The organism is Kutzneria viridogrisea DSM 43870 (assembly GCF_000525635.1).
Taxonomy (GTDB): domain Bacteria; phylum Actinomycetota; class Actinomycetes; order Mycobacteriales; family Pseudonocardiaceae; genus Kutzneria; species Kutzneria viridogrisea.
Genome location: NZ_CP007155.1, coordinates 8,073,619 through 8,097,430, shown reverse-complemented (window position 1 = coordinate 8,097,430; position 23,812 = coordinate 8,073,619). Strand labels below are relative to the sequence as shown.

The window sequence follows — 23,812 nt, the reverse complement described above, 5'->3', positions numbered from 1 at the left end:
ACGGTATCAGGACGAACCCGGCACCGGACCCCGTTGGCACCGAGGGCAGTACCAGGTGTTGCGCTGCTGGACCCCGCTGCCCTGCACGGCCCTGCGCACCGCGCTGCCGCAGCGCAGGCACCGCCGCCCGCCGCGCTCGTACACCCAGTGCTGGCGGCCCCTGGCCAGCTCCCCGGTGGTGCTCTGCTCGGGCCGCCACGCGTTGCGCGCCAGCAGGTCGTGGCAGAGCCGGACCACCTCGGCCGGGTCCACAGTGGACACCGGCGACCACGGGGTGACCCCGAGCAGGAAGCACACCTCGGCCCGGTACAGGTTGCCGATCCCAGCCATTACACGCTGGTCCAGCAGGGCGAGCCCGAGCTCGCGGTCCGGCTCGGCGGCCAGCCTGTCCGCCGCCTGCCCGGCCAGCGCCGGACCCCAGTCGGGGTCGAGCAGGTCCGGGCCCAGGTGCCCGACCAGCCCGTGCTCCTGCGCCGTGGGCAGCAACTTCAGGTCGTGCAGCCGGAAGCCCACGGCCACCCGGTCGGCGGTGGACAGCACGGCCCGCACCTGGTGGTCGGGGCGCCGCCAGCGCTCGCCGGGCCGGTACAGGTGCCAGGAGCCGTCCATGCGCAGGTGGCTGTGCAGGCTCAGGTCGCGGTCGAAGCGGGTGAACAGGTGCTTGCCCACCGAGCGGACCCCGAGCACGGTGCGCCCGGTCAGGTCCGCCGTGGACAGCTCGGGGTGGCGCAGCTCACCGCGCGTGAGCTCGGCACCGGCCAGCGCCTCGTCCAACCGGTGCGCGGTCAGGAACACCGTGTCGCCCTCAGGCATCAGCCCGCCCCGCCCCATGCCATGAAAGTGCCGTTCCTGGCGTCATGTGCCAGGAACGGCACTTTCATGGCACTGCGGTTCGTCACGAGGGCAGGTGGGGTTCCATGAACTGCGGGCTGCCCACGCCGTCCTGGGGCTCGGGCTCCGGCTCGACCTCGGGCTCCTCGTACACCGGGCGCTGCCTGCGGCGGGTGGCGCGCAGCACCCTGGCGAGCAACAGGTTGAAGGCCAGCGCGACCTCGCGGGCACCTGGGGTGTTCCACAGGTGGATCGGCATGCAGGCGCCCTGGGCCTGCTGCACGGCCAGCCGGTCGGGCAGCGCCACCGGCATCACCAGCGGGCCGAAGATCTCGCGCAGTTCGTCGATGCGGAACTGGTGCTCGTGCGAGCGTGGGCGCACCCGGTTGACCACCACGCCCAGCGGTTGCAGGTCCGGGTTGTGCTCGGCGCGCTCGGACTGCACCGCCTCGAAGGCCCGCTGCACCCCGGACACCGCGAACATGGTCGGCTCGGTGACCAGCAGCGCGCGGTCCGCCGCGACCAGCGCGGAACGGGTCAGCTGCCCCAGCGAGGGCGGGCAGTCCAGCAGCACCAGCTGGTAGGGCGGCTCGTCATCGGCGGTCCGCACCTCGTGCACCACCTCCAGCGCACGGCCCAGCCTGCCCAGCTTGGACAGGCTCGGGTCGGGGTGGTTGAGGCCCTCCACCTCCTCGGCGCCCACCAGCACGTCCACGCCCTCACCCCAGCCGCTGGGCGAGATCGCCGCGCGCACCGTGTCGGGCTTGGGGCTCTGTAGCACGTGGAACAGGGTGGCCGCTGTCTCCTGTGGCTCCAGCGTCGCCGTGGAGTTGCACTGCGGGTCCAGGTCCACCACGAGTGTGCGGACGCCCCTGCGCAGCGCCGCGGAGGCCAGACCGAGGGCCACCGTGGTCTTGCCGACACCGCCCTTGAGGCTCAATACCGCGACCGTATGCACACCGGCAGCCTACGGTCTGGGACAAGCCCGCAGATCGACGACATCCGCTCGGACCTAGACTCGCCGCCATGCGACCGGACGCCGTGCACCGCGTGCTCGACCAGGAGCTGGCCGCCGTGCGCCAGCGTCGCGGCGGCGAGCAGCCGCGCGTGCTGGACGTGGGCGGGGGCAGCGGAGTGTGGGCCGTGCCACTGGCCGCTGCGGGCTGCGCCGTGACCGTGGTGGAGCCCAGCCCCAACGCGCTGGCGACCCTGCAACGCCGTGCCGTGGACGCCGGGGTGAACGAGCTGATCACGGCCGTGCAGGGCGACACCGAGGCGCTGTCCGAACTGGTGCCCGCGGGGCAGGCCGACCTGGTCCTCGGGCACGGCGTGCTGGAGGTCGTGGACGACCTGGCCGCCGCGCTGGCCCAGCTCAGCCTGGCCGCCGCCCCGGGAGCGGCGATCTCGGTGCTGGTGGCCAACCGGTACGCGGCCATCCTCAACCGGGTGATCGCCGGGCGACTGGTGGACGCCCGTCAGCTGTTGGACGACCCGGACGGGCAGTTGGTCGGGGAGTCGCTGCTGCGCCGGTTCGACACCGAGAGCCTGCCGCGCGCACTGGAGCTGGCCGGTCTGCGGGTCGAGCTGTTGCAGGGCCACGGGGTGGTCGCCGACCTGGTGCCGGGCGCCGTGCTGGAGTCCAACCCGGGCGCCGCGGAAGCGCTTGCCCAGCTGGAGTTCGCGGCGGCGACCCGCCCGCCCCTGCGCGACATGGCCGCCCGCCTGCACGCCCTCGCCCGGCGGCCCTGACCCGTCGCGGGCGGCGAACCCCGCAGCGGCAAACCCCGCGTGTCGGCGCTTGGCGTGCGGTGTGTCGGCGCTTGGCGCGCGTTTTCCCAGCTCGTGGGAGTTCGTACCGGAAGCGCCGACACGCGGCACCGGAACGTCCGACACGCGCGGGCCGGTTGGTTGTCAGGGGTCCGCACTACACTCCGATTCGAGGTCGAACAGACGTTCGGTCCAGGGGAGTGTGGAGGCAGCAGTGGGGCGCAGCGCGAACCTGCCGCGTGGCCTGGTGGACCACTTCCGCGCGGGTGCGGACAGCTGGCCTGACGACACGGGCTGCCCGATCCTGCACGTGGACATGGACGCCTTCTATGCCTCGGTGGAGATCCGGGAACGCCCCGAGCTGCGCAACCGCCCGGTCGTGGTGGGCGGTACCGGCCCGCGCGGAGTGGTGTCCTCGGCCAACTACCTGGCCCGCGAGTACGGGGTGCGCTCGGCCATGCCCACCTCGCGGGCCCGCCGGCTCTGCCCGCAGGCGGTGTACGTGCCGCCCACCTTCCCGCTCTACACCGAGGCCTCCTCGAAGGTCATGGAGATCTTCCGCGAGGTCACCCCGCTGGTCGAACCGCTCAGCCTGGACGAGGCCTTCCTGGACGTCTCCGGTGCGCTGCGCAGGCTGAGGGCCACCCCGGCGCAGGTCGGCGCCCAGCTGCGCCGGAGTGTGGCAGAGCAGGTGGGCGTCACCTGTTCGGTGGGAGTGGCCTCCACCAAGTTCATCGCCAAACTGGCCTCGGGCATGTCCAAACCGGACGGCATGGTGGTCGTGCCGCACGCGCAGACCCTGGAGTTCCTGCACCCGTTGCCGGTCGGCGCGCTGTGGGGCGTCGGCGGGCGCACCGCGGAGTCGCTGGACCGGGTCGGCATGGAGACCGTCGGCGACGTGGCCGCCGCCCCGCTGGCCCGGCTGCGCAGGGTGGTCGGCAACGCCGCGGCTGAGCACCTGTACGCCCTGGCCAACGGGCACGACAGCCGTGCGGTGGTGCCGGAGTCGGCGGAGAAGTCGATCGGTGCCGAGGAGACCTTCGACGTGGACCACCACGACCGTGAGTTGCTGCGGCGTGAGTTGCTGCGGCTGTCCGAGCGCACCGCGGCCTCGCTGCGTTCGCGGGGCCTGCGCGGGCGCACGGTGTCGATCAAGGTGCGGTTCCACGACTTCACCACGATCACCCGCTCGCGCACGCTCCCGGTGGCCACCGACGTGTCCCGCGAGGTGTTCCAGGCGGCGAGCAAGCTGCTGGACGAATCGGTGCCGCACGGCGCGGTGCGGTTGATCGGCGTGCGGGTGGAACAGCTCGTGCAGGCCGCCGAGGTGGGGGAGCAGCTGTTCCTGGACGCGCCGGAGCGGGGCTGGCGCGAAGCCGATCACGCGGCCGACTCGGCCAGGTCCCGGTTCGGCGGTGCGGCGGTGCGGCCCGCCTCACTGCTCGGACAGGGCCCTCGGCGCTCCGGGCTCACCGAACCGAAACCGGACAGGGGGAAATGAAATGAAAAAAAGGGTGGCCACGACGCTGTGGCCACCCGGTGGTGCAGGAGGTTCGCTCAGGTCATCCAGACCCCGCCGTCCGGGCTGTCCGCGAAGTGCGCTGCGGACGCGGGAGCGGCAGTGGCCTGGGACACGGAGGAGAGACCAAGGCTGGCGGCTGCGGCGAGCGCGAAAACGACTGCGATGAAACGAAATCGCACGACCCCTCCAGGGCGCTGATCGTCGGCTGGTGGTGCGCGAGCGGCACCAGGTTGGCAGCAGGTCAGCAGCGCCCAAGCCGCCGTGAAGTGAATTCTTGACGGCTGATTCCTTGCGAATTGGCGTGATACGAGGAATCGTTGAATTGTGTGGGTACGGCACGGTAACGAGCGGTGAAGAACCCGGCGATTCTCCTGCGGTAAATGTGTTGTTCACCACAAGTTTCTGTACTATTATCCGATCTGTGGTCAGTGCTGTGCCAGCCGTGGTCGGCCGGGACCGCGAACTGTCGCGGCTGCTGAGCCGGGTGGCCGACCTGGCCACCGGGCGGGGTGCCGCTGTGCTGGTCGAGGGTGAACCCGGCATCGGCAAGACCACCCTGGTCCGTGCGGCGCGGGCCGCGGCCAGGTCCAAGGGGCTGCGGGTGTTGTCCGGGTCCGGGGACGAACTCGGCCAACTGCTTCCCCTGTTGCCCCTGTTGGAAGCCCTGCCGGTGGACGAGGAAACGCTGCGGCTGCTGCGCGGCGAGACCTCCCTGGGTGGCGACCCCACGGCTGCCGCCGCCGAACGCCTGCTCGCGCTGGTGGACCAGTTGTGCGCCCGCGGACCGGTGCTGCTGACCCTGGACGACCTCCAGTGGGCTGACAGCGGCACCGTCATGGTGTGGCGGCAGTTGACCAAGCTGGTGGACCAGTTGCCGCTGCTGCTGATCGCCACCATGCGGCCGGTGCCCGCGCGGGAGGACCTGCTGGTGCTGAGCAGGCAGCGCGGCCTCACGCGGATGCCCGTCGGACCGCTGCCCGACACGGCCGTCGGTGAGCTCGTGCGCGCGCTGGTCGGCGCCGAACCCGGGGCCGAGCTGCTCGGCCTCGCGGAAGGCGCGGCGGGCAACCCCTTGTACGTCAAGGAACTCGTCGAGGCGCTGGGGCGTGGCGCCACGCTGCCGGGTTCCCTGTTCGCGGCGATCGAGAACCGGCTCGGCTTCCTGTCCGAGCACGCCAGGCACGTGCTGCGGGCCGCGGCGCTGCTCGGCGTGGAGTTCACCGCCAACGACCTGAGCACGGTCCTCGGTCAGCGCGTCGCCGACCTGGTGCCGGTGCTGGACGAGGCGCGGTCGGCGGGCGTGGTCGAGGAGAGCGGAGACGGCCTGTCCTTCCGCCACCCCATGGTGCGCACCGCCCTGTACGAGGGCATGTCCGCCACGGTGCGCGCGGCCTGGCACGCCGACGTGGCCAAGGCCCTGGCCGCGGTCGGTGCTCCGGTCGAGCGCATCGCGCGCCAGTTGCTGGTGGCCGCCGAGGACGGTTGGACCGTGGACTGGCTGGTGGCCAACGCCGACGCGCTGATCGGGCACGCGCCCTCGGCCGCGGCCGACCTGCTGCGCCGGGTCATGTCCCGCCCGGGTGAACGGCCCGCCGTGCTCGCACACCAGTTGGCCGACGCGCTCTACCGGGTCGGCGAGGCGGCCGAGGCGGAGCAGGTCGCCGAGGCGGCGCTGGACACCGCGGTGGACGCCGAGCACCTGGTCCGCCTGCACGCCACGCTGGCCCAGTGCCGGGTGATCACCGGCAACTCGGCCCGTTCACTGGACGAGCTGGCGCGGGCACTGCGCAGGCCCGGGCTGACCGGCCGGGTGCGGGCCAGGCTGCTCGCGCTGACCGCGCGCACCCAGTGGGACCTCGGGGAGTCGTGCGAAGCCGAGCGCGCGGCCTCGGCGGTGCTCGACGAGCCCGAGCCCGACCTTTGGGCCACGGGCTGGGCCCTGCACGTGAGGTCGCTGGCCCTGTTGCACCGCGGGCAGCTCGACGCCGCGCTGCCGCTGCTGGACCGGGCGCTGCGCACCGCGCGCTCGGACACCTCGCTGGCGGACCTCCGGCTGCTGTTGCAGATCAACTACGCCATCACCCTGGCCGAGCTGGACCGCACCGCGCAGGCGCACGCCGCCGTGCTGGAGCTGGTCGCCCAGGCCGACGAGGTCGGCAACCTGGTGCGCCTGGCGCAGGCCCAGTGCGCGCTGGGCCAGCTGCTGCACGACACCGGCCGCTGGGACGAGGCGCTGGTGGCGGTGGACCTGCTCGCCGAGGACCTGAAGAACCCGATCGTCTCCTGCTGCGACCACGGCATCGCAGCGCTGATCCACCTGCACCGCGGACACACCGCCGCGGCGCAGGAGCACCTCGACGCGGTCCAGGCACACGCCGACCACCCCGTGCACCTGGTGTCGCTGGCGCAGAGCCTGGCGCACGAGCAGGCCGGGCGGCTGGACGAGGCGCTGGCGGTGCTGGCCGCGGGCACCGCGGACGACGTGCTGCCGGAGATCGTGCGGCTGGCGGTGGCGGTCGGTGACAACGCCACGGCCGCGCGGACCACCGGGCTGGTGGCCGAGCTGGCGGCGGATTCCGTTGTGCCGCACCGGGTTGCGGCGCACGCGTACTGCGCGGGCCTGGTCGCGGGGGACGGCGAGCGGCTGCTGCTCGCGGCGCAGGGCTACCGCGAGGCGGGCAGGCCGCTGCCCAGGGCCAAGGCGCTGGAGGCCGCCGCGATCGCGTTCGTCCACAGTGGACAGAGCAGCTCGGCGCGGGCCGCCGCGACCCGCTGCCTGGACCTGTACGCCGAACTCGGCGCCGACCGGCAGTTGGCCAGGGCGCAGTCGGGCTTGCGGGCGCTGGGGATCCGGCGCGGGCCGCACGTGAAGCACCGGCGGGCCAAGGTGGGCTGGGAGAGCCTCACCCCGGCCGAGGCCACGATCGCCGCACTGGTGGTCAAGGGCCTGTCCAACCCGCAGATCGCCGAGCAACTGTTCGTCTCGCGGCGGACCGTCACCACGCACGTCTCGCACATCCTGGCCAAGCTCGGCGTGCGCACCCGCACCGACATCGCCCGCGAGGCGAGTCTGCGCAGGCTCGCCTCTGGGTGAGCCCGCCCTTGTGCTCACTAGACCAGTCTGTATATTTTGAGCCGGTGGTCAACCGCAACGACACCAGGCAGCGCGTGGTCCGTACCGCGGCCGCGCTGTTCCGCACCCAGGGCTACCAGGCGACCGGCCTGAACCAGGTGCTCGCCGAGGCGGGTGCGCCCAAGGGATCGCTGTACTTCCACTTCCCCGGCGGCAAGGAACAGCTCGCGGCCGAGTCCGTCGCCATGGCGGGCACCGAGTTCGCCGACGGCCTGCGCGCGGTGCTGGCCGCCGCGCCGAATCCCGCGCAGGCACTGGAAAACGTGATCTCACTGCTCGCCGAACAGTTGCGCGCCACCGACTTCCGCGAGGGCTGCCCGGTGGCGACCGTGGCGCTGGACGTGGCCTCGGACAGCGAGCCGATCCGGGCCGCCTGCGTACAGGTGTACGAGGGCTGGCTGGAGCTGATCGCGGAACACCTGCGGGCGCACGGGTTCGCGGCGGACCGCGCGACCGCGCTGGCCACCGTTGCCCTGTCGGCGATCGAGGGCGCGCTGCTGCTCGCCAGGACCCGACACGACCTGACCCCGCTGCACACCGTCGCCGCCCAGCTGCGTGAGCTGGTGGGCTGAGAACTAGGAGCGCCCATGCGCGTGCACCACCTGAACTGCGGCACGATGCGCCCGCCCGGCGGCAGGCTGATCAGCGGCACCGGCTCGGTGTTCGCCGCCGCCGAGATGGTCTGCCACTGCCTGCTGGTCGAGACCGAACAGGGCCTCGTGCTGATCGACACCGGCCTCGGCCTGGACGACGTGCGCCACCCGGCGGGCTCGCTGCCCCGGCCGTTCACCCAGCTCACCCGTCCGGTGCTCGCCGAATCGGAAACCGCTGTGCGCCAAGTGGTTCAGCTCGGCTACTCGCCCGAGGACGTGCGGCACATCGTGCTCACCCACCTGGACCTGGACCACGCCGGTGGGCTGCGTGACTTCCCGCACGCCAAGGTGCACGTCCACGAGACCGAGCTGCGGGCCGCCCGCGCGCAGGCCAGCGCCGCCGACCGCAGCCGCTACCGGACCGCCCAGTGGGCGCACAACCCGGACTGGGAGGTCTACCCCGAACCGGATGGCGAGCACTGGTTCGGCTTCGCCGCGGTGCGCGACCTGCGCGGGCTGCCGCCGGAGATCCTGCTCGTGCCGCTGGCCGGGCACACCGTGGGCCACGCGGGCATCGCGGTGGACACCGGCCAGGGCTGGCTGCTGCACGCCGGGGACTCGTACTTCTTCCACGAGGAGGTCAACCCGGTGTCGCCGAGGTGCACACCGGGCCTGCGGGCGTTCCAGAACATGGTGCAGTTCTCCCGCAGGACCCGGCTGGACAACCAGGCGCGGCTGCGCGCCCTCGTGGGTGAGCAGGCGGGCAAGGTGGCGGTCTTCTCCGCGCACGACCCGGTGGAACTGGCCCGCCACCGCCGCCCGTGATCAGTGCCGGGAACCGCGGCGCCGCAGGCGGAACCACAGCGGCACGACGTACCAGAGCAGGCTGAACCAGCCCACGATCCCGCCGGTGATCCACACCGCCAGGTGGGTGCCCAGCACCACGTCCAGGATCAGCAGCAGCGCCGCGGCCAGCGAGAGCATCAGCAGCACCAGCCCGCACAGGGCGAACGCGCTGGACACCTGGACCAGTTGCCGCTTCAGCCTGCGCTGGAACACCAGGCGGTGGAACGGGGCCGGGGCGATCAGCAGGGCGGTGGCCGTGGCACCGAGCACCAGGCTGGCCACGAAGGCGTCCCGTTGCAGGTCGGTCAACGTGGCGAAGCGGGGCGTGAAGGCCAGTGACAGCAGGAAGGCCAGCAGCAGCTGTACACCGGTCTGTGCGACCCGGACCTCCTGCAACAGTTCCGCGAAGTTGCGGTCCACCCGCTGCGTGGGGGTCTCGCCTCTGGCGATGAAGTTCCACCTGTCCTGCGGATCAACGGCTTCGTGTGCCCCTTGGGGCGGCAAGGTGGTGGTCATCGCTGGGTCCGTTCTTCGGGCAACTGGGGGAGGAGATCAACTTTCCCGCGTGGCGGCCGCCGAGACATCGGAAGGCTGACGTATGTTGCACGGCGTACCCGTGGTGGCACGCTGGGCTCATGATCTCTGTGGAGCGGGACGAGCGGGTGGCCGTGCTGCGGCTGGCGCACGGCAAGGTCAACGCCCTGGACCTGGAGTTGTTGCGGGCCATCACCTCCGCGATGGCCGAGCTGCGCGCCGAGGACGGGGTGGACGCCGTGGTGCTGACCGGCAGTGGGCGCGCGTTCTCCGCTGGGGTCGACCTGCGGCGCGTCCTCGACGGCGGCCCGGCGTACGTACGCCAGTACCTGCCCGCGCTCACCGAGGCGATCCTCGCCGTGTTCGACTGGCCCAGGCCGGTGGTCGCCGCGATCAACGGGCACGCCATCGCGGGCGGCTGCGTGTTCGCCGCCGCCTGCGACCTGCGGCTGATGAGCCAGGGCACGATCGGGGTCACCGAACTGCTCGTCGGCGTGCCGTTCCCCGCCGCCGCGCTGGAGGTGTTCCGGCACGCGGCCGGGATCGCGGGCAGCGAGCTGGTCCTGAGCGGGCGCACCGTGGACCCGGCGACCGCGCGGGCCGCCGGTCTGCTGCACGCCGTGGTCGAGCCGGAGCGGCTGCTGCCCGAGGCCGTGTCCCGGGCGCGGCAGCTCGCCGCGATCCCGCGCGCGGCCTACGAGATCACCAAGCGCCAGCTGCACCGGCCCGCCGCCGAGCTGATCGCCACCGGGCGGCGCCTCGACGACCCCGCGGTCGAGGACCACTGGTGCCGCCCCGAGATCATCGCGGGCATCGGCGCCTACCTGGACCGGATCACCGCGCGCCGACCGTCATGAAAGTGCCGTTCGAGACACCAGATGTCTCGAACGGCACTTTCATGACACGACCGGTCAGGCCTTGTGGGCCTCGATCAGGTAGCGGGCCGAGTGCGCCACGAACGGGCCGTGCCGCTGGATGTGCTCGTGCAGCGCGAGCAGGCGCTCGCGGTGACCGTCCACAGTGAACCCCGGCACCATCCAGATCACCTTGCGCAGGAAGTAGACCACCGCGCCGATGTCGTGGAACTCCATGCGCAACCGTTCCGCGCGCAGGTCCACCACCGTCAGCCCGGCCTGCTCCGCACCGGCCCGCCCCCGGTCGGGGTGCCGTGCGTCGCGCACCTCGGCGGGCTGCTCACCGAGGAACCACTCCACCAGCTCGAAGGCGCTGGACGGGCCGACCTGCTGGGACAGGTAGCTGCCGCCGGGGCGCAGCACGCGGGCGATCTCCGCCCACCAGGTGGTCACCGGGTGGCGGCTGGTCACGAGGTCGAAGGTGTTGTCGGCAAAGGGAAGTGGCGGTTCGTCGGGGTCGGCGACCACGGCCACGCCCCGCGGGCGGAGCAGCTCGGTGGCCTTGGCCACGTTGGGCGGCCAGGACTCGGTGGCCACGGTCAGCCGTGCCAGGCGCGGCACACCCGCGAGCACCTCACCGCCGCCGGTCTGCACGTCGAGCACGGCCTCCGCCAGCGGCACGCGCTGGGCGAGCAGCCCCGCGTAGCCCCAGGACGGGCGCTGTTCGGTGGCACGGCCGTCCAGCCAGGAGAAGTCCCAGCCGTCCACGCTCACCGACTCGGCCTCGGCCACCAACTCCTCGAAGGTCATGGATCAATCCTGACTGGACGGTCAGTCCCAGTCCACCGCAATGCCGGCCAGTCCCCGGCCGACCCGGGAGAAGTACGCGCTGACCACGCCGCCGATCCCGCACACCAGGTCCTCGGCCTGGGTCGGCTCCGCGTCTTCGCGCACCCGGAAGTACTGCGTGCAGCGCGCGGGCATCGCCCTGCGGTGGAAGGACAGCTGCAACAGGTAGTCGGCGCCGGGCTCGCGGAACGTGCGGTTGCTGCCCGGGGTGGCCGTGCTGCCCTGGTCGTGCAGGCTGAAGCTGAACACGTGCCGTTCGCCCTCGGTCAGCCGCCGATCGAACAGCAGCTCGGTGAGCATCGTCCCGGTCTCGGCGTGCCTGCGCACCCGCCCGGTCCGGCAGCCCTCCCCGGTACGCACCTCGCTGGCGCCGATCGCACCGTTGTCGTCGGCGTGGTACATCGCCAGGTACCGGTCGGGTCCGGCGCGCATGGCCCGCACCACGATGCGGGTGGTCACCGCGCGCTGCACCCGGTACTGGTCGATCACCACGAAGTCGTGCACCGACAGCACTTCCAGCTCCGCGTTGCAGCGGGTGATCTCCGGCATCGCGTCCAGCTCGCTCAGCAGTGCCGCCGATCCCGACCAGAGCCGTCCGAAGTCGAGGAACGCCGCCGCGGTCGCCCGCTCCGAGGCGGGTCTGGCCCGGGGGCCGACCAGTACGACCAGTGAGTCCGGCGGCAGGGCCAGCACCTTCTCCAGCGCGCGCAGGGCACCCAGCGCCCTGGGCACCTCGGGGTGGCGCAGCCCGCGCTGCCAGTAGCTGAGGGTGGACTGCCCGACGTGCACGCCGAGTCGGTCCAGGTGCACGCCGAGGCGGGCGAGCGAAAGCCCGCGGTGGGCGATGGCCGCCCGCAGCGCGCGGGGGAAGGGGCCGTAGCGCAGCGCCTCGGCGAGTCGGGCGTCGAGGTCGTCCGCCGACGGCGGCAGGGGTGTCGGCTCGGTCGTCATCCGGATCGTTCGCAGGGTGTGAACAGGGTGTGAACGTTCACCGTAGGTTGCCGTCGGCCGGGAGGGAAGCCCCAGGTGACGGCGGCCAGGTAAGCGGAACGCTCCTGTCGGTGGGCGGCCACCCTTGTCCGGTTGCCGAACAGGGCCGGACAGTGTGCGCACCGTCGGCCGCGGCGCCCTGCACGCCCGCGGCCGGCGTGTCGTAAGCCCTGCCACACGACAACAACTCCAGGAGGTCCAACCGTGCGAAGCGGTTACCCGCCACCCCTGCGAGTGCTCGCGGCGGCGGCCGTCGTGCTGATGTCCTGGCTCATCGCCCAGGCACCAGCAGGCGCGTCGACCCTCCCCGCCTCGACCTCGGCGGTCCCTTCCTCGTACTACGACAACATCAGCATGCAGTCCCAGCAGCAGAACCAGTGGTGCTGGGCCGCCTCGGGCACCACCATCGCGTCCTACTTCAACTACTCGGTGAACCAGAACACCTTCTGCAACCTGGCCAAGGGACGGGACACCAGCTACTCCTGCCCGAACTGGCAGGGCACCCTCGGTGACGTCCAGAACGCGTTCTACCAGCTCGGGTTCTCCTACACCGGGGACTACCTCAACGGCACGATCAGCTTCTCCTCCCTGCAGCAGCAGATCTCGGCCAACCAGCCGCTGGAGACCCGGATCGGCTGGACCTCGGGCGGCGGCCACATGCACGTGCTCTACGGCTACGACTCCGCCAAGGGGACGGTCTCCTACGGCGACCCGTGGCCATCCAACCAGCGCTACCAGACCATGTCCTACAACTACTACGTGAGCAACTCGTCCTTCGCCTGGACGCACACGCTCACCGGGATCAGGGGGTGAGGGCGATGATCAGGACCGTGCTCTGCGCGGCGGCGGTCACCGCGGCCACCCTGCTCGGCGCCGGACTCGCGGCGGCCGACCCGGCACCGCAGCTGTCGGCGCAGGACCTGGCGGCGGCCAGGGCGGCCACCGCCACCGCCTCGGTGCACGACCAGCTCGTGCACTTCACCTACCCGGGGGCGGCCAGAGCGCCGCTGGCGGCGGGCCCGTCGGCCACGATCGGCGGGCAGGCCATCCCGGTGTACGAGCTGTCGGCGCGCTTCGTCACCGGCGCACCCGGTGCGGCGCCCGGCACCCTGGCCTACGTCGCGGTGCCCGCCACCGACGGCGCGGGCCGGGCGGCCACCCTGTGGTCGGCCAGGACCGGCGCGGACTGGCAGGTCGTGAACGTGGCCTCGGGCAACCGCGAGGCCGCGTTGGCCGCCGCGCTGCCCGCCGGGGCGTACCTGCTGCACGAGCCGCAGGTCGACGCCTGGTACGCGGTCAGCGGGGACAGCCTGCGCTCGTTGGACGGCGAGACGGCGGGCAAGGTGTACTCCACGGCCGACTACCAACGCACAGTAGCCGCGCGGTACGCCGACAAGCTGTCCGGTTCCCGGTACGCGAGTGAGGGCAGGGCGGGCGGCTTCGCCGCGCTGTCCGGCCGTGAGGACACCGGGACGGCTGCCGGTCCGGGCGGGGTCTCGCCGGGGCTGGTGGCCCTGGTCGGCGGGTTCGCCCTGGTCGGAGCCGGTGTGATCGGTTCGGTGCGGCGCGTGCGGCGCAACCGCTGAGCGGGTGGGACCGGGCGTCGGCCGCGTCCGGTCCCTACCCCTTGTGGATGATCGTGGGGGCATCGCCCGGTTCCGGTGGCCGGACCGGCTAGTCGCCAGCGCTCGCGGATCGTATCCTGAACAGTGACACCCCCTGGGCGGGGCGTCCGCCGGGTCCGGCGGCAACCGAGACACCCGGCGCCCGCGACCGTTGTGCCGGAGGAGGAGTCATGCCACTCTCCGAGCACGAGCAGCGACTGCTCGACCAGATCGAGCGCGCGCTCTACGCTGAGGACCCGAAGTTCGCCTCCACCGTGCGTGGTGCCCGACTGCGCAGGCCGTCACGTCGACGCCGAGTACAGGGCATCGTGCTGTTCGTCGTGGGTGTGGCTTTGCTCGTGTTCGGTGTGATCGTGCCGGTTCAGTTGTTCGGCATCCCGATCGTGAGCGTGCTCGGCTTCCTGGTCATGTTCGTTGGTGCTCTGCTGACCCTGACCACACTGACGAAGGGGGCCGCCTCGGCTGGCGACAGCCCCGGCTCCGCGGGTGGTGTGCCACACCGCAGCTCCCTGACTCAACGTATGGAGGAACGCTTCCGCAAGCGTTTCGAAGAAGAGTAGTTCCCGAGGACTCCTCCACCAGGGTCGGCCGGTTCCACACCGGCCGACCTTTTGCATCCGCGGACACCGGCTGACCGGGACTCGGCCGCAGCAGGACGGGACCCAGCCGCGCCCGCGCGGGACTCACCATCGGCTCAGCGGGACTCGGCGTCGGCTGGGCGGGACTCGCCGGGTTGGGCGCGAGTCCCGCCCACCAGCACGCGAGTCCCGCTCTGGGGCGCGCGAGTCCCGCCCACCGGCACGCGAGTCCCGGTCAGCGGCCGCCGAGCACGGAGCGGGGCAGCAGCTTGGCGCGCAACGCCAGCGGGGCCCGCTCGTTCATCGTGGCGCGCAACTGGGCCAGGGCCGGTACCAGCCCGGGGTCGGCCGTGCGCTGCTGGCCGTACCAGGACGCCTCGACCGAGGTGATCACCAGCCGGAGCGCCTGGCGGCCCGTCTCGTCCAGGTCGTGGTCGCGGGCCAGCCGCCGGGCGGTGGCCCGTACGGTCTCGGCGGGCTGCACGGCCGCACCGCGGTCCACCGACTCGGCGAGCAGCTCGTCCCAGGCGGCACCGGCCGCGTCGGGGCCCAGCCCGGAGACCTTGGCCAGCCGGGCCCGCCTGCGCAGCTCGCGGATCGTGATCGGCGTGACGGCCAGCATGGCCACCAGCAGCAGGGCGGACAGCCACCAGCTCAGCAGGTACCCGACCACGAGCAGCAGCACGGCCGCCCAGGAGGCCACCGCGACCAGCGGCACACGGCGTGCCACCGAAGTAGGCAGCCGCTCGGCGAGGTCGGCGAGCCAGCGCGGTGCCCCGGACCACGAACCGCCCAGCACCCGGGCCAGCACCGTGCACAGCACGGCGAGCAGCAGGGCCGGGACCAGCAACAGCAACCAGACGACCAGTGCGAGCTGGTCCCGTAGTGGCATGCCCTGCTGACCCGTCGCGGGAGCGGGCGCGCTGGTGCTCGGCGCCGCGCTGCTGGAGGGAGCCGGCGACCCGCTCGGGTTGTTCTCCTTGGTGCCGTCCGGCAGACCACCCGGACCGCCCTGCGGCTGGTTGGACTGAAGGTACGGCGGGGTGACCGCGCGCCCGCCGGACAGCGGGGTCGGGTCGAAGGTGACCCAGCCGTGGTTGGGGAAGTACACCTCGACCCAGGCGTGCGCGTCGGAGGCCAGGATCGTGCGCGAGTTGTCCGCCTGGGACACCACCCCCGGGGTGAAGCCGATCGCCACCCTGGCGGCCACGCCGAGGTCGCGCAGCATCACGGCCATCGCCGAGGCGTACTGCTCGCAGAACCCGGCGCGGGTGTTGAACAGGAAGTCCTCCAGCTGGTCGATGGAGGTGTCCTTGGGCGTGGCGGACAGCTCGTAGCGGAAGCCGTTGGCCCCGCCGTTGAAGTACTTGGTCAGCGCCGCGGCCTTGTCGAAGGTCGTGCGCTCCTGGCTGGTGATCGACTCGGCCAGCTGGCGCACCCGCTGGGTGACCGCCACCGGCCGGGTGTAACGGGCGTCCACCGGCTGTCCGGAGCGGCCGTCGTCGGCGCGGAGCTGGTCCGCGCTGGGCTGTTGCAGCCAGGCCGTCTCGGAGTAGGTGCCCGCCGAGTGGGCCGAGGGCGTGTTCACCGTGCCGGCGGTCTGGTCGTAGAACCACTGCGGTCCCAGCCGGGACAGCGCGGCGGGCGTGCCGTACACCGGCGCCCAGCGGTCCTCCCAGTTCACCGTCTCGATCTCGATGCTGCTGGGCTGCCCGCTGTGCGCGCCCGCCCGGCCGGGCAGCCGGTCGCTGTCCAGCTTCACCCCGCCGTTGATGTCCTGGCCGATGCGCCAGCCGTCGTTGGCCGAGTAGTCGTCCAGGGTCAGCGCGCGCAGGTACGAGGCGGTGTCCAGGCCGCGCACCCGGAACAGCTCGCGGTTGCCCTGCGACTGCTGCAACAGCCCGCTGAGCTTGGTGAACGGCTTGATACCCAGCGCGCTGGCCGAGCCGCCGCCACTCGAGCCGCCACCGGGCAGCCGACCCACCGTGCCGATCATGGTGAACGTGCCGCCGACCACCAGTGCGGCGATCACCGCGAGCGCGGCGACCCCGGTGGCCTCGCGCCGGGAGCCCTCACCGACCCCGGCCCCGCTCACCCCGGCCCGCCTGCCCCGCCACGCCAGGTGCCGCTGGCGGCCGTCCACCGCCAGCAGCAGCGCGAACGAGCCCGCGCCGACCACGAAGCTCCACCAGGGCAGCATCTCGTCGGCCAGTGAGGCGGGCACGGCGTACACGCAGAGCAGCACCAGCCCGGAGGCCGCGGGCGCCTCGGCGGCCACCGCGAGGGTGTCGACCAGCACCGCGACCAGGCCGATCGCCACCAGCACCAGGCACACCATGGGCTCGTCGGCGGTCACCGGTGGGGCCTTGGTCTGCACCTCGACCACGGCCTGGTGCAACACGTCGAGCAGGTCCCCGAGCGCGGTCGGACTCGGCAGGACCACGAGCAGCCCGCTCCTGGTGAACGACATCACCAGCAGGCACAGCAGGGCGAACACCTGGCCGAGACCGACCAGTGGCACGGGGGTGCGCATCGCGCGCAGCAGGATGCCGGTGCCCACGACCAGCCCGATCGTGATCGCCAGGTACAGCAGCCAGGTCACGCCCTGGAGCACGCCGGACAGGGCGCTGGCGGCGCACACCACGGAGAAGCCCGCCGCGATCGGCACCATGGCGGTGGCCGACAGCGGCGGGGTGTTGTCGCGCACCGGGGGCGGGGGCAGCCGGTGCCTGGGCTGCTGGCCACCGGCGAACCGGGTGTCCGGGCGCAGTTGCTGTCCGGTGCTCATCAGGAGTTGCCCTCCCGCAGCAGGGCAACCCCGCGGACCGCGCCCGCGTGGCACAGCCGCGACCAGGCCGCGTCCATCGAGGTGTCCGCACCCGCGACCACCACGCCCCAGCCCGCCTCGCGCAGCAGCCTGGCCGTGGCGGCCGTGTCCTCGGCGCTGTCCCCGGCGGATTCCCAGGCCGAGACGTCCAGCAGCACGGCGAGGCTGCGGCTGGTGCGCGGCCGGTGCTTGCACAGTTCGGTGGCCGCGGCCACGTTGGTCGCGCCCAGCACCGCGACCATCTCCTGGCCGCCCGCCGGATCGCTGGTGCACACCAGGTCGCGCTGATGCGAGGGGTTCAGCGCGGCCAGTGCGTCGAGCACCTCCAGGTCGCTGTGCCCGGTCTCCCGCCCGCCACCCGCCAGCACCCGGCCGTCCTCGGTGACCAGCCGCACGTGCTGGCCGTTGCGGTGCAGGTGCAGGCACACGCTGGCGGCGAAGGAGATCACCCACTCCAGGCTGGAGGTCGGCCCGGTGCCCCGGTGCGCCGAGGCCCGGTGGTCCAGCAGCACCGTGGTGCCGCCCCGCCACGGGGTCTCCTCCACGCGGACCATCAGCTCGTCACGTCGCGCCGTGGACCGCCAGTGCACCTTGCGCATGTCGTCGCCGTGCCGGTAGTTGCGCACCACGGCGTCGTCCTCGCCCTGGCCGGAGCGCAGCCGCACCATGCCGTCCTCGCCCGCGCCCATGCCCGCGCCGCCGGGCAGCCCGGACAGCGGGTAGACCCTGGGCACCACGATCAGCTTGCTGTGCCCCAGCAGCTGGCGGTCGTACTCGGCCAGCCCGAACGGATCGGTCACCCGGGCCATCAGCGGGCCCACCTGCTGGATACCGCGCAGCACCGGCCGCAACTGGTAGCGCAGCGGGGTGACGTGGTGCCGGGAGAGCCGCTCCACGATGAACCTCGGCCGGGCGCCCAGCGCGTAGGGCACCCCGTCCTCCAGCAGCAGCCCCCCGCTGGGCAGACGCCCGGTGTTGCGCATCTCGATGCGGACCTCGGCGCTGGAGCCGACCGGGACCCGCTCGGGGTGCACGTACCGGTTGGAGGCCAGCCCCACCCGTGAGCGGGCGGCCATCAGCGCGGCCAGCAGCGGGAGCAGCACCACGAAGGCCGCGATGCGCAGCAGGTCCCGTTCGTTGAGCAGCGCCGAGCACACGGCGGCCGCGATGCCCGCCGCCATCAGACAGCGGCCCCGCGTGGTGAGCCCCGACAGCACGTTCACGCCTAGTACCCGGCCTGCCCGCCGGGCCACTGGATGCGCTGCTGCGAGCCGTTGGTCGCCGGCGCGTGCGGCACGGGCACGCGCTGCACCAGGCCGCGGATCAGGTCGTTGGGGGAGCGGCGGCCCGCGGCGGCCTCCGAGGTGAGCACCAGGCGGTGCGCCAGCACGGGCACGGCCACGGCCTGCACGTCGTCGGGCACCACGAACTGGCGGCCGGCCAGCGCGGCCTGGGCGCGCGCGGCCCGCACCAGGTGCAGGGTGGCCCTCGGCGAGGCGCCCAGCCGCAGTTCGGGCAGCCTGCGGGTGGCCGAGACCAGCTCCACCGCGTACCGCTTGACCTCGGGGGTCAGGTGCACGTGCCGGACCGTGTCGATCAGCGCGCTGAGCCGGGTCGCGTCGGACACCGGGCGCAGCTCCGCCAGCGGGTCGCGGCCCGCGTGCTCGTCCACCATGGCCAGCTCCGCCTGCGGGTCGGGGTAGCCGACCGAGACGCGCGCGGTGAACCGGTCGCGCTGGGCCTCCGGCAGGGCGTAGGTGCCCTCCATCTCCACCGGGTTCTGGGTGGCGATGACCATGAACGGGCTGCTCAGCTGGTAGGTGTGCGCGTCGACGGTGACCTGGTGCTCCTCCATGCACTCCAGCAGGGCCGACTGGGTCTTCGGTGAGGCGCGGTTGATCTCGTCGCCGACCACGATGTTGGCGAACACCGGTCCGGGCCGGAACTCGAAGTCACCGGTGTTGCGGTTGTAGATGGACACGCCGGTGATGTCGCTGGGCAGCAGGTCCGGGGTGAACTGCACCCGGCTGACCGTGCAGTCGATGGAGCGGGCCAGCGCCTTGGCCAGCGAGGTCTTGCCCACCCCCGGCACGTCCTCGACCAGCAGGTGCCCCTCGGCCAGCAGAGTGACCAGCGCGATGCGCACCACGTCGGGCTTGCCGACGAGCACGTGCTCCACGTTGGCCGCGATGCGCTGCACCGTGTCGTGCAGTTCCTCCAGCGTGGGTGTCCCCGCCCCGCCGCCGTGCTCGGCCCCAGCTGTCTGTTCCGTGGAGGCCAGCTCGTGGCTGGCCGATGCGGCCGGCTGGGTGCTTGACGTCAACTCGCCCTCCAAAAGCCGACTCGGCCCTCTTCGGCCGCGTGGCATCAGCGTTCCAAGCAGTGTGTCAAACCCGGGCGAACCGGCCCAGGAGTTCGGTGCAATCGGCGGACGCGCGGGTCCGCCCTGCGTTGCCCACCGGTTCCCCACCTTGCCCCACCCCGGCCTGCTCCCGGCGCCCAGGGGGCCATCCCGGGGTCGCCCGGCGGGGTAGCACGAGCTGACCCCAGTGGGTGGGCTCCGCACGCCCCCCACTTCACCCCCACCGCGTCTACCTGCGGAAATCGGCAAATATTCGGCGCGGCGACGGGCCTGTCGCCGTTGACTGTGGCAGAAAGTGGGGTAGTGTGGCGGCCGGTGGGGCGAACGGGGGCTCCACCGCCGGTCCGGTCCCTGCCCGGGGATCTGGTTCGGGTTGGAGGTGGGCGTACGTGTTCCTGGGTACGCACACCCCCAAGCTGGACGACAAGGGTCGGCTCACGCTGCCGGCGAAGTATCGGGACGCGCTCGCAGGGGGTCTCATGGTCACCAAGGGCCAGGACCACTGCCTCTACGTCTTCCCACGGGCTGAGTTCGAGCAGATGGCACGCAAGGTCGCGGAGGCACCGCTGACCAACGAGGCCGTCCGCGCCTACCAGCGCTACCTGTTCGCGGGCACCGATGAGCAACGCCCCGACGGCCAGGGCCGGGTGACCATCGTCCCCGAACTGCGCCGCTACGCGGGGCTGTCCAAGGACTGCGTGGTGATCGGTGCGATCACCCGTCTGGAGATCTGGGACGCGCAGTCGTGGCAGCGCTACCTGGACGACCACGAGGAGGACTACGCGCAGGCTCGCGAGGAGGTGCTGCCGGGGCTGTTCTGACCAGCCCGTGCTCGTGACCACACCGATCACGACCGACCCGGGTGCTGTTTGGCCTCGGTCCGCTCGGCTATCGGCCCTGGCGCACCTTCCCCGGCGCCAGGTCCGACGGGCGGGCGGGGACCTGACCGCACCCGACAGGGAACGATCACCACGACAGAGGGGAGTGCGCGGCCAGCAAGCGTGAAAGGGGGTTGGCCACCATGGGTTCTCCACCCGGGGACCAGCCTCGTGCCCGGCATGTGCCGGTGCTGCTGGACCGCATCGTCGAGCTGTTCGAGCCCGCGCTGGGCAACCGCCCCGCCGTGCTGCTCGACGCCACCCTCGGCCTCGGCGGCCACTCGCACGCCCTGCTCTCCGCGTACCCGAAGCTGCGGCTGATCGGCGTGGACCGCGACCCCGAGGCGTTGGCCATGGCCGGACGCCGGTTGGCCGAGTTCGGCGACCGGGTGAGCTACGCGCACGCCGTGTACGACGAACTCCCGGACGTGTTGGTTCAGCAGGGCGTGCCCGCGCTGGACGGGGTCCTGTTCGACCTGGGCGTGTCCTCGCTGCAACTGGACGTGGCCGAACGCGGCTTCGCCTACTCCCAGGACGCCCCGCTGGACATGCGGATGAACCCGACCACCGGCAAGACCGCCGCCGACGTGCTCAACGGCTACGAGTTCGGCGAGCTGGCCAGGATCCTGCGCGAGTACGGGGAGGAGCGGTTCGCGGGCAAGATCGCCAAGGCGATCGTCAAGGCCCGCGAGGTGGAGCCGTTCACCACCAGCCCGCGTCTGGTGCAGCTGTTGCAGGACACCGTGCCCGCGGCCAGCAAGCGCACCGGTGGGCACCCCGCCAAGCGCACGTTCCAGGCCCTGCGCATCGAGGTCAACGGCGAGCTGGAGGTGCTGCGCAGGGCGCTGCCCGCGGCGCTGGACTCGCTCGCGCTGGGCGGCCGGATCGTCGTGGAGTCCTACCACTCGCTGGAGGACCGGATGGTCAAGCAGGCGTTCGCGGCCCGTGCGGGCTCGCGCACCCCGCTGGACCTGCCGGTGGAGCTGCCGGGGCACGGACCCGAGCTGAAGCTGGTGACCAGGGGAGCCGAGCAGGCGGGCGACCAGGAGATCGCCGAGAACCCGAGGTCGGCATCGGTCCGGCTGCGGGCGGCCGAACGGATCGGGGAGCACGGATGACGGCACCCGCACGGGCGGGCTCCGCGTCCACCCGCACCGCCGCGCAGCGTCCCGCGCGTGGCGAACGCAACCTCGAGCGCGTTCCCGAGCGCAGTGGCTCGCGCGGGCGCACCAGCGCCGCCGAGCGCGCCTACGCACGCCGGGCCAGCCGCAAGCAGCGGCTGCTCGGCGTGATGCCGGTGCGCCTGCCGAAGCTTGGCACCAAGACCCCGTTCGTGCTGATGGTGATGGGCCTGCTCGCGGCGGGCGTGCTGGTCACCCTGTTCCTGTCGCTGTCCGCGGTGGCCGACTCCTACAAGCTGGAGGAAGCCAAGAACCAGGTGACGGAGCTGTCCAGCAAGGTGGAGCAGCTGCGGTCCGAGGTGGCCAAGCAGGAGTCGCCGGAGGTGCTGTCCAGCAAGGCCAAGCAGCTGGGCATGGTGCCCGCGCCCGATCCCGCGCGGATCAGGCAGAACCCGGACGGCTCGGTGAGCGTGGTCGGCTCGGCCGCGCCCGCGACCACTCCGCCGCCCCCGCCGTCGAGCTCCACCCCGCCGCCCACCACGACCACCGCGGCCCCGCCGTCCCCCGGTGGTGACCACTGATGGCCAAGCGGCCCGTGGTCCGCGGCCGTCCCGCCGTGCGCAGACCGCGCCGCGGCGCGCCCGCCGGTGTCGGCACGCACAGCACCCGGATCGTGGTGAGCCGGGTGGTGCTGGTGCTCGCCCTGGTCATCGCGGGCGCCCGGCTGGTGCAGGTGCAGGGCGTGGAGGCCGCCACCTGGTCGGAGAAGGCCGAGCAGCAGCGCACGACGGTGATCAACGTGCAGGCCCTGCGCGGAGCGATCACCGACCGGAACAACACCCAGCTGGCCTTCAGCGCGGAGACCCGGCAGCTGACGATCAACCCGGACTGGCTGCGCGAGGACTGGAAGAAGAGCCCCAAGGACTACCAGGCGCTGGACCTGGGCAAGGACTACGACGAGTACACCCAGCGCATGGCCGCCTACATCCGGCAGCTGCTCGGCTCGGGGTTGAACGAGACCGACCTGCTGAACAGGATCCGCGCCTCCGGCAAGTACCAGGTCCTGGTGCGCAACGCCGACCCCAGCAAGTCCGCGCAGATCGTCAAGCGCTACCGGTCCATCACCCAGGAGGCCCGCCAGCAGCGGATCTACCCGGACGGCACGGTGGCATCGAACCTGATCGGCTTCGCCAACTGGCGTGACGACCAGAAGCCGCCGGGGGTGCATGGCCTGGTCGGGCTGGAGAACGCCTGGGACGACCAGCTCAAGGGCACCGACGGCAGCCGGGTGGTGGACACCGCCAGCGGCAACGACGGGCTGGAGTTGCCCGGTACGACCCGGGACATCGAGACCGCGGTGCCCGGCTCCGGGCTGCAACTGACCATCGACGCCGACGTGCAGTACCAGGCCCAGCAGATGCTGGACAACTACAAGAACGTCAGCGGGGCGCAGGACGGCAGCATGGTGGTGATGGACAAGGCCACCGGCGAGATCTACGCCCTGGCCGTCACCAACAGCTTCGACCCGAACAACACTGAGAACGTGCCGCTGAGCGCGATGGGCAACCCGGCGGTGAGCAACCCGTTCGAGCCCGGCTCGGTGAACAAGATCGTCACCGCGGCGGGGGCCGTGGAGTACGGCATCGCACAGCCCGACACCGTGGTCGACGTGAAGTCCCAGTTCAAGATGGCCGACCGGACCGTCACCGACGCCTGGTCGCACGGGGACGTGCAGATGACGCTCGCGGGCATCATCGGCAAGTCCTCCAACATCGGCACGCTGGAGATGGCGCAGAAGATCGGCCCCGACCGGTTCGTGGACCTGCTCACCAAGTTCGGCCTCGGCCAGAAGACCGGGGTCGGCCTGCCCGGGGAGAGCGCGGGCGTCGTGCCCCCGCGCAGCCAGTGGTCCGGGTCCACCTTCGCCAACCTGCCCATCGGCCAGGGCCTGACGATGACCCTGCTCCAGATGACCGGCATGTACCAGGCCATCGCCAACGACGGGCTGCGCGTGCCGCCCCGGATCGTCAAGGCCGAGCGGCGGCCCGACGGCAGCGTCGTGACCCCGCCCAAGCCCGACCCGGTGCGGGTGGTCAGCCCGCAGACCGCGAAGACCGTGCGCGACATGATGCGCGCCGTCATGCAGAAGGACCCCGAGGACATCAACCAGAACGGCACCGGCTACCCCGGCGCGCTGGCGGGTTACCAGGTGTCCGGCAAGACCGGCACCGCCCAGCAGATCGATCCGAACTCCGGGGCGTACAGCAACTCGCTGTACTGGATCACCTTCGCCGGGGTGCTGCCCGCCGACAACCCGAGGCTGGTCGTCGGCATCATGCTGGACAAGCCGAAGTACACCAGCGGGCCCGCCGAGTCGCGTTCCGCCGCCCCGCTGTTCCACCAGATGGCCAGCTACCTGGTGCAGCACTTCTCGATCCCGATGTCGGCGACCGACGCCCCCATCCAGAAGCTGCAACTGCCCTAGCTCTGAGGCGATGCCAT

Annotated in this window: 21 protein-coding genes; 13 read left to right on the top strand and 8 right to left on the bottom strand. The window is 72.2% G+C overall.

Going from position 1 to position 23,812, the window contains the following annotated elements; all coding sequences use genetic code 11:
- Positions 1-6: 6 nt before the first annotated feature.
- On the bottom strand, positions 7-813 hold the full coding sequence (locus KALB_RS35085) for an Fpg/Nei family DNA glycosylase (RefSeq protein WP_025360349.1): 807 nt from the start codon (positions 811-813) through the stop codon (positions 7-9).
- A gap of 82 nt (positions 814-895) precedes the next feature.
- Positions 896-1,789, bottom strand: coding sequence for a ParA family protein (locus tag KALB_RS35080; RefSeq protein WP_025360348.1), 894 nt, complete (start codon positions 1,787-1,789; stop codon positions 896-898).
- Positions 1,790-1,857: 68 nt separating this feature from the next.
- On the opposite strand from KALB_RS35080, the gene KALB_RS35075 reads away from it, so the two are divergent.
- The 5 genes from KALB_RS35075 to KALB_RS35055 all read left to right on the top strand — a co-directional run bounded on the left by KALB_RS35075 (position 1,858) and on the right by KALB_RS35055 (position 8,671).
- Complete coding sequence (locus KALB_RS35075; protein ID WP_025360347.1) at positions 1,858-2,580, top strand: class I SAM-dependent methyltransferase; 723 nt, start codon at positions 1,858-1,860, stop codon at positions 2,578-2,580.
- 232 nt (positions 2,581-2,812) lie between these two features.
- Positions 2,813-4,099, top strand: a complete 1,287-nt coding sequence (locus KALB_RS35070) for a DNA polymerase IV (protein ID WP_025360346.1) — start codon at positions 2,813-2,815, stop codon at positions 4,097-4,099.
- Between the two features lie 442 nt (positions 4,100-4,541).
- Complete coding sequence (locus tag KALB_RS50065; RefSeq protein ID WP_275451574.1) at positions 4,542-7,214, top strand: ATP-binding protein; 2,673 nt, start codon at positions 4,542-4,544, stop codon at positions 7,212-7,214.
- Positions 7,215-7,258: 44 nt separating this feature from the next.
- The gene (locus tag KALB_RS35060; protein WP_025360344.1) at positions 7,259-7,825 is read left to right on the top strand and encodes a TetR/AcrR family transcriptional regulator; all 567 of its coding nucleotides are present in this window, start codon (positions 7,259-7,261) and stop codon (positions 7,823-7,825) included.
- A gap of 15 nt (positions 7,826-7,840) precedes the next feature.
- Positions 7,841-8,671 carry an MBL fold metallo-hydrolase gene (locus KALB_RS35055; protein ID WP_025360343.1) on the top strand — a complete coding sequence of 277 codons (831 nt, stop codon included), beginning with the start codon at positions 7,841-7,843 and terminating at the stop codon, positions 8,669-8,671.
- On the opposite strand, the gene KALB_RS35050 is transcribed toward KALB_RS35055, so the two are convergent.
- Positions 8,672-9,208, bottom strand: a complete 537-nt coding sequence (locus tag KALB_RS35050) for a DUF6328 family protein (RefSeq protein ID WP_025360342.1) — start codon at positions 9,206-9,208, stop codon at positions 8,672-8,674. It abuts the gene before it with no gap.
- A gap of 119 nt (positions 9,209-9,327) precedes the next feature.
- Here KALB_RS35050 and KALB_RS35045 point away from each other — a divergent pair, with 119 nt between their 5' ends.
- Positions 9,328-10,083, top strand: a complete 756-nt coding sequence (locus tag KALB_RS35045) for an enoyl-CoA hydratase/isomerase family protein (protein ID WP_025360341.1) — start codon at positions 9,328-9,330, stop codon at positions 10,081-10,083.
- A gap of 54 nt (positions 10,084-10,137) precedes the next feature.
- Here KALB_RS35045 and KALB_RS35040 read toward each other — a convergent pair whose 3' ends face one another.
- Together KALB_RS35040 and KALB_RS35035 are read right to left on the bottom strand one after the other, a co-directional pair.
- Complete coding sequence (locus tag KALB_RS35040) at positions 10,138-10,890, bottom strand: class I SAM-dependent methyltransferase (protein WP_025360340.1); 753 nt, start codon at positions 10,888-10,890, stop codon at positions 10,138-10,140.
- 21 nt (positions 10,891-10,911) lie between these two features.
- Complete coding sequence (locus KALB_RS35035; RefSeq protein WP_025360339.1) at positions 10,912-11,880, bottom strand: helix-turn-helix domain-containing protein; 969 nt, start codon at positions 11,878-11,880, stop codon at positions 10,912-10,914.
- Between the two features lie 300 nt (positions 11,881-12,180).
- Between KALB_RS35035 and KALB_RS35030 the strand changes: the two genes are divergently transcribed.
- From KALB_RS35030 to KALB_RS35020, 3 genes are all read left to right on the top strand, one after another.
- The gene (locus tag KALB_RS35030; protein WP_042222962.1) at positions 12,181-12,732 is read left to right on the top strand and encodes a papain-like cysteine protease family protein; all 552 of its coding nucleotides are present in this window, start codon (positions 12,181-12,183) and stop codon (positions 12,730-12,732) included.
- Between the two features lie 5 nt (positions 12,733-12,737).
- Positions 12,738-13,505: a hypothetical protein gene (locus tag KALB_RS35025; protein WP_025360337.1), complete on the top strand. Its 768-nt coding sequence runs from the start codon at positions 12,738-12,740 to the stop codon at positions 13,503-13,505.
- A gap of 209 nt (positions 13,506-13,714) precedes the next feature.
- Positions 13,715-14,104, top strand: coding sequence for an SCO2097 family morphological protein (locus KALB_RS35020; protein ID WP_025360336.1), 390 nt, complete (start codon positions 13,715-13,717; stop codon positions 14,102-14,104).
- Between the two features lie 253 nt (positions 14,105-14,357).
- Here KALB_RS35020 and KALB_RS35015 read toward each other — a convergent pair whose 3' ends face one another.
- From KALB_RS35015 to KALB_RS35005, 3 genes are read right to left on the bottom strand one after another with little or no spacing between them, the layout of a single operon-like run.
- Positions 14,358-16,910 (bottom strand): transglutaminase TgpA family protein, encoded by a 2,553-nt coding sequence (locus KALB_RS35015; RefSeq protein WP_025360335.1) that lies wholly within the window; start codon positions 16,908-16,910, stop codon positions 14,358-14,360.
- A complete protein-coding gene (locus KALB_RS35010) occupies positions 16,910-18,130 on the bottom strand; it encodes a DUF58 domain-containing protein (RefSeq protein WP_042222957.1) in 1,221 nt (406 codons plus the stop codon). Before KALB_RS35010 ends, KALB_RS35015 begins: the two co-directional genes overlap by 1 nt.
- Positions 18,131-18,174: 44 nt before the next feature.
- Positions 18,175-19,230: an AAA family ATPase gene (locus KALB_RS35005; protein WP_042222955.1), complete on the bottom strand. Its 1,056-nt coding sequence runs from the start codon at positions 19,228-19,230 to the stop codon at positions 18,175-18,177.
- Between the two features lie 470 nt (positions 19,231-19,700).
- Between KALB_RS35005 and mraZ the strand changes: the two genes are divergently transcribed.
- The 4 genes from mraZ to KALB_RS34985 all read left to right on the top strand — a co-directional run bounded on the left by mraZ (position 19,701) and on the right by KALB_RS34985 (position 23,795).
- A complete protein-coding gene (gene mraZ / locus KALB_RS35000; RefSeq protein WP_025360332.1) occupies positions 19,701-20,132 on the top strand; it encodes a division/cell wall cluster transcriptional repressor MraZ in 432 nt (143 codons plus the stop codon).
- Positions 20,133-20,332: 200 nt separating this feature from the next.
- Positions 20,333-21,307, top strand: coding sequence for a 16S rRNA (cytosine(1402)-N(4))-methyltransferase RsmH (gene rsmH, locus KALB_RS34995; protein WP_025360331.1), 975 nt, complete (start codon positions 20,333-20,335; stop codon positions 21,305-21,307).
- On the top strand, positions 21,304-21,891 hold the full coding sequence (ftsL, locus tag KALB_RS47920; RefSeq protein ID WP_025360330.1) for a cell division protein FtsL: 588 nt from the start codon (positions 21,304-21,306) through the stop codon (positions 21,889-21,891). The genes rsmH and ftsL overlap by 4 nt, the downstream gene beginning before the upstream one ends.
- Entirely contained in the window at positions 21,891-23,795 is a 1,905-nt protein-coding gene (locus KALB_RS34985; protein ID WP_025360329.1) for a peptidoglycan D,D-transpeptidase FtsI family protein, read from the top strand. Before ftsL ends, KALB_RS34985 begins: the two co-directional genes overlap by 1 nt.
- Positions 23,796-23,812: the final 17 nt, after the last annotated feature.

Bases quoted from the DNA above. Each gene is read 5' to 3' on its own strand.
- KALB_RS35085 (WP_025360349.1), bottom strand. From the start codon at position 813: ATGCCTGAGGGCGACACGGTGTTCCTGACCGCGCACCGGTTGGACGAG.
- KALB_RS35075 (WP_025360347.1), top strand. From the start codon at position 1,858: ATGCGACCGGACGCCGTGCACCGCGTGCTCGACCAGGAGCTGGCCGCC.
- KALB_RS35055 (WP_025360343.1), top strand. From the start codon at position 7,841: ATGCGCGTGCACCACCTGAACTGCGGCACGATGCGCCCGCCCGGCGGC.
- KALB_RS35050 (WP_025360342.1), bottom strand. From the start codon at position 9,208: ATGACCACCACCTTGCCGCCCCAAGGGGCACACGAAGCCGTTGATCCG.
- KALB_RS35045 (WP_025360341.1), top strand. From the start codon at position 9,328: ATGATCTCTGTGGAGCGGGACGAGCGGGTGGCCGTGCTGCGGCTGGCG.
- KALB_RS35040 (WP_025360340.1), bottom strand. From the start codon at position 10,890: ATGACCTTCGAGGAGTTGGTGGCCGAGGCCGAGTCGGTGAGCGTGGAC.
- KALB_RS35035 (WP_025360339.1), bottom strand. From the start codon at position 11,880: ATGACGACCGAGCCGACACCCCTGCCGCCGTCGGCGGACGACCTCGAC.
- KALB_RS35030 (WP_042222962.1), top strand. From the start codon at position 12,181: ATGTCCTGGCTCATCGCCCAGGCACCAGCAGGCGCGTCGACCCTCCCC.
- KALB_RS35025 (WP_025360337.1), top strand. From the start codon at position 12,738: ATGATCAGGACCGTGCTCTGCGCGGCGGCGGTCACCGCGGCCACCCTG.
- KALB_RS35020 (WP_025360336.1), top strand. From the start codon at position 13,715: ATGCCACTCTCCGAGCACGAGCAGCGACTGCTCGACCAGATCGAGCGC.
- KALB_RS35015 (WP_025360335.1), bottom strand. From the start codon at position 16,910: ATGAGCACCGGACAGCAACTGCGCCCGGACACCCGGTTCGCCGGTGGC.
- KALB_RS35010 (WP_042222957.1), bottom strand. From the start codon at position 18,130: ATGGCGGCGGGCATCGCGGCCGCCGTGTGCTCGGCGCTGCTCAACGAA.
- rsmH (WP_025360331.1), top strand. From the start codon at position 20,333: ATGGGTTCTCCACCCGGGGACCAGCCTCGTGCCCGGCATGTGCCGGTG.
- ftsL (WP_025360330.1), top strand. From the start codon at position 21,304: ATGACGGCACCCGCACGGGCGGGCTCCGCGTCCACCCGCACCGCCGCG.
- KALB_RS34985 (WP_025360329.1), top strand. From the start codon at position 21,891: ATGGCCAAGCGGCCCGTGGTCCGCGGCCGTCCCGCCGTGCGCAGACCG.